Origin of the sequence: Nocardia sp. NPDC060220 (assembly GCF_042727815.1) — a bacterium.
Classification (GTDB): domain Bacteria; phylum Actinomycetota; class Actinomycetes; order Mycobacteriales; family Mycobacteriaceae; genus Nocardia.
Window position 1 is genome coordinate 1 of the sequence record NZ_JBHWZY010000342.1, and the last position, 6,969, is coordinate 6,969.

General features: G+C 67.7%; 6 protein-coding genes and 1 pseudogene. 2 read left to right on the top strand and 5 right to left on the bottom strand.

All coding sequences use genetic code 11. The features are described 5' to 3' along the window. Nucleotides 1-196 (top strand): annotated as a pseudogene (locus tag ACFWF3_RS18710) (hypothetical protein); the annotation flags it as partial. 31 nt (nucleotides 197-227) lie between these two features. Here the strand turns inward: ACFWF3_RS18710 and ACFWF3_RS18715 are convergent. The 5 genes from ACFWF3_RS18715 to ACFWF3_RS18735 form a co-directional block, all read right to left on the bottom strand. Beyond that, nucleotides 228-1,097, bottom strand: coding sequence for an alpha/beta hydrolase family esterase (locus tag ACFWF3_RS18715; protein WP_379314632.1), 870 nt, complete (start codon nucleotides 1,095-1,097; stop codon nucleotides 228-230). Nucleotides 1,098-1,210: 113 nt separating this feature from the next. Beyond that, on the bottom strand, nucleotides 1,211-2,317 hold the full coding sequence (locus ACFWF3_RS18720) for a PDR/VanB family oxidoreductase (RefSeq protein WP_379314633.1): 1,107 nt from the start codon (nucleotides 2,315-2,317) through the stop codon (nucleotides 1,211-1,213). Then, a complete protein-coding gene (locus ACFWF3_RS18725; RefSeq protein WP_378989793.1) occupies nucleotides 2,314-3,213 on the bottom strand; it encodes a metal-dependent hydrolase in 900 nt (299 codons plus the stop codon). The genes ACFWF3_RS18720 and ACFWF3_RS18725 overlap by 4 nt, the downstream gene beginning before the upstream one ends. Then, on the bottom strand, nucleotides 3,210-4,988 hold the full coding sequence (locus tag ACFWF3_RS18730) for an amidohydrolase family protein (protein WP_379314636.1): 1,779 nt from the start codon (nucleotides 4,986-4,988) through the stop codon (nucleotides 3,210-3,212). Before ACFWF3_RS18730 ends, ACFWF3_RS18725 begins: the two co-directional genes overlap by 4 nt. Nucleotides 4,989-5,009: 21 nt before the next feature. After that, on the bottom strand, nucleotides 5,010-5,936 hold the full coding sequence (locus ACFWF3_RS18735) for an alpha/beta fold hydrolase (protein WP_379314634.1): 927 nt from the start codon (nucleotides 5,934-5,936) through the stop codon (nucleotides 5,010-5,012). 212 nt (nucleotides 5,937-6,148) lie between these two features. Between ACFWF3_RS18735 and ACFWF3_RS18740 the strand changes: the two genes are divergently transcribed. Further along, nucleotides 6,149-6,856 carry a TetR/AcrR family transcriptional regulator gene (locus ACFWF3_RS18740; RefSeq protein ID WP_379314635.1) on the top strand — a complete coding sequence of 236 codons (708 nt, stop codon included), beginning with the start codon at nucleotides 6,149-6,151 and terminating at the stop codon, nucleotides 6,854-6,856. Nucleotides 6,857-6,969: the final 113 nt, after the last annotated feature.

A 6,969-nucleotide genomic window follows, 5' to 3' on the forward strand; every position in this document is an offset into this window, starting at 1 on the left:
GCAGCGTCTGGCCGCGTTCCTCGTCAAGCACGAAGGCTCCGGGCTCGACCCTGACATGGTGCGCACCTACGTCCGAAACCGCCTCAGCCGCTTCTCTGTTCCGCGCGACGTCACCTTCCTCAACGCGCTGCCGCGCGGTGAGACCGGCAAGGTGCTCAAGCGCTTGCTGGTCGATCCGGAGGGGCTGGCCGGCTGAGCCGCCACGGCCTGCCCCTCCGTCGCGGTCGCTACGGGCGTGGGTTGGCCTGGAACAACTGCCACATCCGGTTCAGCATCTCGGTGCGCCGCGTGCCCGTCGGCCAGGAATGGCTGCCGCCGTTGTAGACCCGCCACAGCACTTCGGTGCCGGATTCGCAATCCCAGTGCCGCGAGTCCTTGACGTCGGTGCCGCCGTCGGGCTGCTCGTTCTGGCACGGACGGTTTTCCCAGCTCCAGTACATGACGTGGCTGTAGGCGATGGGTTCGATGACGGTGGTGTCGTTCGCCGAGGCGAACACGCCCCACGAGACCGCGCGCGCGGGATCGCATCCGGTCGGTGGTGGCGCCGGTGCGTACACCGCGCCGGACGCGAAGACCTCGGGCGCGGTGCAGGCCGCGCGCGAGGCCATCTGACCACCGTTGGAATGACCGGTCAGATGGATGCGGTTCGGCGCCACACAGTATTTCGTGCTGACCTCGGTCACGACCTTCTTGATATGGGTCACGTCGGCCGCGTCGGCGTTCCAGCCCCAACCGGGTGTGCCGTCCGGCTTGTTCTCGGTCTTGATACCACGCGGGTAGACGACGATGAACTTGTGCTGATCGGCCAGGGCGTTCCAGCCCGACACCGCCTCGATTCCTTCGGGTCGGTCGTAGCCACCGTGGATGGCGACAACCAGCGGCGCACCGGCGGATACCCCCGCGGGTACGTGGACGCGGTAATACCGGCCGTCGAACGGGACATTGTCGGGGACCGGCGTCGTCGAACATCCGGTGGCCGGGCTTTCGAGAACCGCGTTGTCGGCGGAACCGGGCGCGGCCGCCGCCACCGCGAGTAGTAGGGCTGCGCAGGACGCGCCGAAGAGCGCGGCCAGGCGTTTCGTCGGAGAGGACGCCACGGAAACTCCTTGTGTGCGAACAGAATTGCACGTCGCACACTACGCGTACAGTGATGTTCTTTGATGCCGATTCACGGACACAGGCGGAGTCCGGCGCGCCGGGCCACTCGGGCTCAGAGGTCGAGGACCAGGCGTTTTCCCGCGCAGCGCGAGACGCAGGCCAGGGTGACGCCCGCGGCGTGTTCCTCGGGGGTCAGCGCGCCGTCGCGGTGGTCGGGGGAGCCGTCGGTGACGTGGACGACGCAGGTGCGGCAGAAGCCCTGGCGACACGAGTAGGGCTGGTCGGGGCGGACCGCGAGCAGTGCGTCGAGCATGGTCTGGTCGGCGGCGACGGGCACGACCTCACCGGTGCTCGCCAACTCCACTTCGAACGCGGTGCCGTCGACGACCGGTGCGGGAGAGAACCTTTCGGAGTGGAACTCGATGCCCGCCATCGTGCGCACCGCGGCGACGAGGGCGGTCGTCATCGGGGTGGGTCCACAGCAGTAGATCGCGGTGTCGTGATCGACACCGTCGAGAAGGTCTGTGGCACCGGGTGTTCCGTGCTCGTCGTCGGTTCGCACCACGACGTGTCCGGAGAGTTCGGCGAGCTGGTCGAGGAACGGCAGGGTGTCGCGGCTTCGCCCGCAATAGACCAGCGTCCAGTCGATGCCGAGCCGGTCGGCGGCGCGCGCCATCGCCAGGATCGGGGTGATGCCGATACCGCCCGCCACGAAGTGCAGGCGTTTCGCCGAGGAACCACGCCCGGGCGGCGCGAACGGGAACGCGTTGCGCGGTCCGCGGACCACGACCTCGGTACCGACCGGCAGCTCGTCGTGGACCTCGATCGACCCGCCACCGCCCTGCGGAATGCGGCGCACCGCGATGCGGTACTCGCCGGTTTCGGCCGGGTCGCCGCACAGCGAGTACTGCCGCAGACGCCCGGACGGGAGTTCGATGTCGATGTGCGCGCCCGGTGCCCACCGGGGCAGCGCAGCACCGTCGGGGGCGCGCAGGCCCAGATCGACGACGGCCTGGTCCTGCGCCACCAGCACCCGGTCGGTGACGACCACCGGGAAGCGGGCGTCGTCGGCCCTGGTGAGGATCGGTCGGCGATTGATCGACGTCGACCAGCGAACTCGCAGGTTGGCCACGGTGTCGATCACCTTGGTGGTCGGATCGTGATCGTGCTTGCCGTACAGGTCCGGCGGGATCGCCTCGGGCGCGGGATACACGGTCACTGCGCCGCCGCCCTGGCCGCCGGGGACTTGGCGAGGTAGGCGATCGCCTGTTCGGTGGAGCCGACATTCGCCGGGTCGTAGCGCGGATCGAAGGTGGACCCGGCGCTGATCAGCAGCGCCGGAATACCCGGCAGCGCACCGCGCCACATCGCCCCGAGGATCTTCCAGATCAGCGTGGGGTAGCCCATCTTCGGTAGTTCGGGATCCTGATTGACCAGGAACTTGGTGCCGCGCACGAGCAGACTGAGCAGGATCGGGATGACGATCAGCATCATCGCCGCACGGCGCAGGTAGCCCGCGCCGAAGTAGATCGCGACATCGTGGGCGACACTGCGGTGTTCGACCTCCTCGGCGCCGTGCCAGCGGAACAGGTCGAGCACACGCGGTTCGGCGCCGTGTTTTTCCAGGTCGGCGTTGAGAATCCAGTCGCCGAGCCAGGCGAAGAAATGCTCGAGGCTGGCAATGAACGCCAACCGCTCGACCAGCCGGGTCTGCGCCTGTTGCGGGCTGCCCTCGCGCGCGCCGAGGGAGTTACGGAACACGTACTCCATCTGGCGGGTGTAGGGCGCGGTGTCGATGTGGTGGGCCGTGAACACCTGGTCGAGGACCTTGGCATGGGTTTCGGCGTGCATCGACTCCTGACCGATGAATCCGAGCATGGCCTCGCGCACCTTGGCATCGCGCACGTAGGGCAGCGCGTCGCGGTAGGTGGCGCAGAACATCCGCTCGCCCTCGGGCAGCAGCAGATTCAGCGAGTTCACCACGTGCGAGGCGATGGGCTCGGACGGCATCCAGTGCAGGGGCGCCGAGGTCCAGTCGAACTTCACATTGCGTGCCTGCAGCGCCACATCAGGTGCGCGCACGGTCCTGGCCGTGCGACGGAACGGGAGTTTCATCGGGTCTCCTGTGCGAGGGGAGCGGAGTTGTCGTGGCCGGCGCGCAGGAACCGCCCGGTTCCCCAGTCCGCGCCGATGCCGGGCGCGACTTCGCCCGCGCCGAAAACCCGGCGGCCGTTGACGACGGTGGCCACGACGGCGCGGTCGTTGCGGTTGACCATCCGGTCGAGGCCGAATTCGGGCAGCGGAGCTTCGTGGAGCTGATGTACCTGCTCGTCGAGCCCGGCCGGATCGATGACCACCAGGTCGGCTCGACCGCCTTCGCGTAGGTGACCGGCGTCGATCTGATACCAGTCGGCGAGCTCGCCGGTGAGGCGATGGACGGCACGTTCCACGCTCAGGAACGGCTTGCCGGCTTCCTGTGCCCGCAGCACCCTTTCGAGCAACCGCAGCGGGAAGTTGTAGAACGACATGTTGCGCAGGTGCGCCCCAGCATCGCCGAAGCCCATCTGCACGCCGGAGCTGGCGGCGAGCTTGTTCAGGTACTCGGGGCGATCGTTGGCGATCGTGGTGCGCCAGCGCAGCGCGGGACCGTACTCGACCACCATGTCGAGGTAGGCGTCGACCGGGTGCAGCCCGCGGTCCTTGCCGACCTGCCCGATCGACTTGCCGACCACCGATTCGTCAGGGCAGGCGATGATCTCGGCATCGAAGAAGTTGCGGTGCCAGATGCGCGGGGTGAACTTGTTGTCGTACTGCTTGCGGAACCAGCGACGGTAGGGCTCGCTCTGGAGCAGCTCGTTGCGTTCGACCTGGTCCTTCAGATGCAGGGCCGCGGCACCGGCGCCGAACTCCTCGAACACCACCAGGTCGATGCCGTCGGCGTAGACGGTGAACGGCACGGGCAGGTGCTGCCAGCGGAAGTCGGTGCGCGCGAAGCGATTCAGCAGCGGCGCGGCGTAGAGCATGAACCACACCAGCGGCGGGTAGGCCTTGGAATCGGCCGCCGACAGCAGCGAGGTGCGCAGCTTGGGCCGGCCGATGCCGGCGCTGCCGACGAAGAACTTGGCGATGTTGGGGTTGAAGCCGACCGTGGGGGCGCTCTGCAGCACCCGATCGCGCCGACGCAGCACCTTGTTGAGCGCGCGCACCTCTTTGCCGCGGGTGTAGGTAGACGGCAGCGACCGCGACCGGTATTCCTCGCCATCGATCTTGTCGAGCTTGTTCGTCATCGACGACAAACCGAGGAAGCCGGCGTCGACCGCCGCGTCGAGCAGGCTGGTCATCTGCTCGATTTCGGCGGCGGTGGGCTTGGTGTCGCGGGTGACCGCTCGCCCGAGCCCGAGCACGTGCGTGCGCAGATCGGAGTGACCGAGGAACGCCGCCACATTGGGGCCGAGGGGCAGCGAATCGAGTGCCTTCGCGTACTCGGCCGGGTCCGACCAGGTGCGGTGCTTGTCGAGGGCGCCCTGAACAGCGTCGCGCGGCACGGCTTCGACGCGGCTGAACAGGTCGGCGCAGTCGGCGTTGGAGGCCAGGACGGTCGAGAGCGAGCAGTTGCCGACGACGACCGTGGTGACGCCGTGGCGCAGCGACTCCGACAGTTCGGGCTTGAGCAGCATCTCGGCGTCGTAGTGGGTGTGCACGTCGACGAAGCCGGGCAGCACCCACTTACCCGCGGCCTCGATCACCTCGGTGTCGGTGCCGATCGGTAGCGCGGTCGCGGAGACGGCCTCGACGATGCCGTCACGGATGCCGATATTGCGCCGGGCGGCGGGGGCGCCGGTGCCGTCGAACCAGAGACCGTCGGTAATGACGATGTCGAAGTCGAGCATGTGCTTTTCTCTCATTCGTCGTTACTTGGGCTGAGCCTGGATGAACGCGTCGGCGTAGCCGGCGATCGCGGCGGGGTCGGAGTAGGGCAGCCAGTGCCCGCGCGACAGGTCGTGGCGCACGACCTGATCGGCCCACTTCGCGGTGTCGTCGTAGCCCGCGGGGCGCACGGCGATGTCACGGGTGTTGACCAGCAACTGCACCGGCACGGTGGTGCGTCGTTCCCGTGGCCCGAACATGCGGGCCAGGATGTTGGCCCGGTAGAAGCGCAGCCCCGAGATCATGTCCTGTTTCAGGGTCGGCGCCAGCGAGATCTGCTCCGCGGAGGTGCCCTCGACCGCGCGAAGGAACAACTTCCAGACCTTCTCGGTGCCCACGAGCCGGAAGAACAGGTCCGGCAGGATCGGCAGCATGAAGAAGGTGGTGTAGGCCGAGGACAGGCACTGGCTGAGCGCGCCCCAGATCCCACGCGGGGTTCCCGACAGCACGCCACGGCGCATCCAGGTGGCCAGGTGGTCGAGGTTGGGGCCCGAGATCGAGGTGAACGACGCGACGTACTGGTCCGCGCCCGGTTCGCACACCGCTTCCCAGACCTGGACCGAGCCCCAGTCATGGGCCACGACGTGCACAGGTTCGGTGGGGCTGACGGCCTCCACCACGGCGAAGAAGTCGGTCGCGAGCCGGTTCAGCTCGTAGGCCGACACCTGGGTCGGCGCGCTGGATTGGCCGTACCCGCGGGTGTCGTAGGAGATCACGCGGTATTTGTCCGACAGCAGCGGAACGACGCCGTCCCAGAGGTGATGGGTATCGGGCCAACCGTGGACGAGAACCAGCGGAATGCCGTCTTGTGGGCCGAATTCGTAGACAGCGAGTGAAATGTCGCCGTTGCGCACCAGATGCGTTCTGGATGACGCTGCCCCGGGAGTGTGGTTTCCGGTTTCGCGCGTCATACGAGACTCCTTCCGGCACGGGGCTTCGTTGCTCCGTGCGCAATCAATAGTACCGCCGGTACCATTTTCTGGTACGCGTAGTACCGGGAATATCTTGAGGATCGGAAAGGCCGCTGTCAACACCCCCTCGGAGTCCGCCCGCGATACGGCGGCCTGTGCCTCGCCGGGCGCCGCTATCCTGGCCGTACGCGAAGGGCGGATCAGGGAGAACAGTGACTACATCGTCTAGACCGGCTCGCCGGTCGCCCGTACGGTTGCTCACCCGCGAACAGGTCATCGCGGGCGCGGTGCGGTGCATCGACCGCGACGGACCCCAGCTGAGCATGGAGGCGCTGGCTCGCGAGATGGGCGTCGCCAAACCGCGTCTGTACCGCATGTTCGCCGACAAATCCGAGCTCGACGGCGCGGTCTCGGACTGGCTCGTCGCGCAGATCTACGCGGCCGTCGCGCCGGATCTCTCGCTCATCATGCAGCCGCCCAGGGTCACGATCCATCGGTTCCTCACCGCCTACGCCGGGGTCATCGCCGAACATCCCGACGTGTTCCGGTTCCTCGTCCTCACCCAGAGCGTCTCGGGCGCCGACCCGGACGCTCGCCCGTTGGACATCGGTCGGCGCCTGTCGCACGATCTGGCCGAGCGCAGCCGCAGTGTGCTGTCCTCGGTCGCGCTCGATACCGACGGTATCGATCATCTGCTGCGCGGCATCGTCGGATTCGTTATGGCCGTCACCGACCTGTGGCTCGACACCGATCCCGTCCCGCTGCCGGACCCGACCGCACTGTTCGTCGATCGGACGACCAATGCCGTCGTGCAGTTGTTCGACGGCTTTCTCCGCGAGAAGGGCGTCGTCATCAAGCCCGATATGTCGGTGGCGGCGACTCTGGCCACCATCACCGAGAACGCGCCGCCGCTCGACTGACCCCGGTTGCCTCCGCGCGATGCGCGGAGGCAACCGCCGGTGCGGGATCAGGCCGTCATCTCGTAGGTCCCCGCCCGCGCGCGGGCCCGGCCGAGTACCCAGTGTCTGATAAA

Excerpts from the sequence above, each read along its gene's own strand:
- ACFWF3_RS18735 (WP_379314634.1), bottom strand. The coding sequence starts at position 5,936 with ATGACGCGCGAAACCGGAAACCACACTCCCGGGGCAGCGTCATCCAGA.
- ACFWF3_RS18730 (WP_379314636.1), bottom strand. The coding sequence starts at position 4,988 with ATGCTCGACTTCGACATCGTCATTACCGACGGTCTCTGGTTCGACGGC.
- ACFWF3_RS18725 (WP_378989793.1), bottom strand. The coding sequence starts at position 3,213 with ATGAAACTCCCGTTCCGTCGCACGGCCAGGACCGTGCGCGCACCTGAT.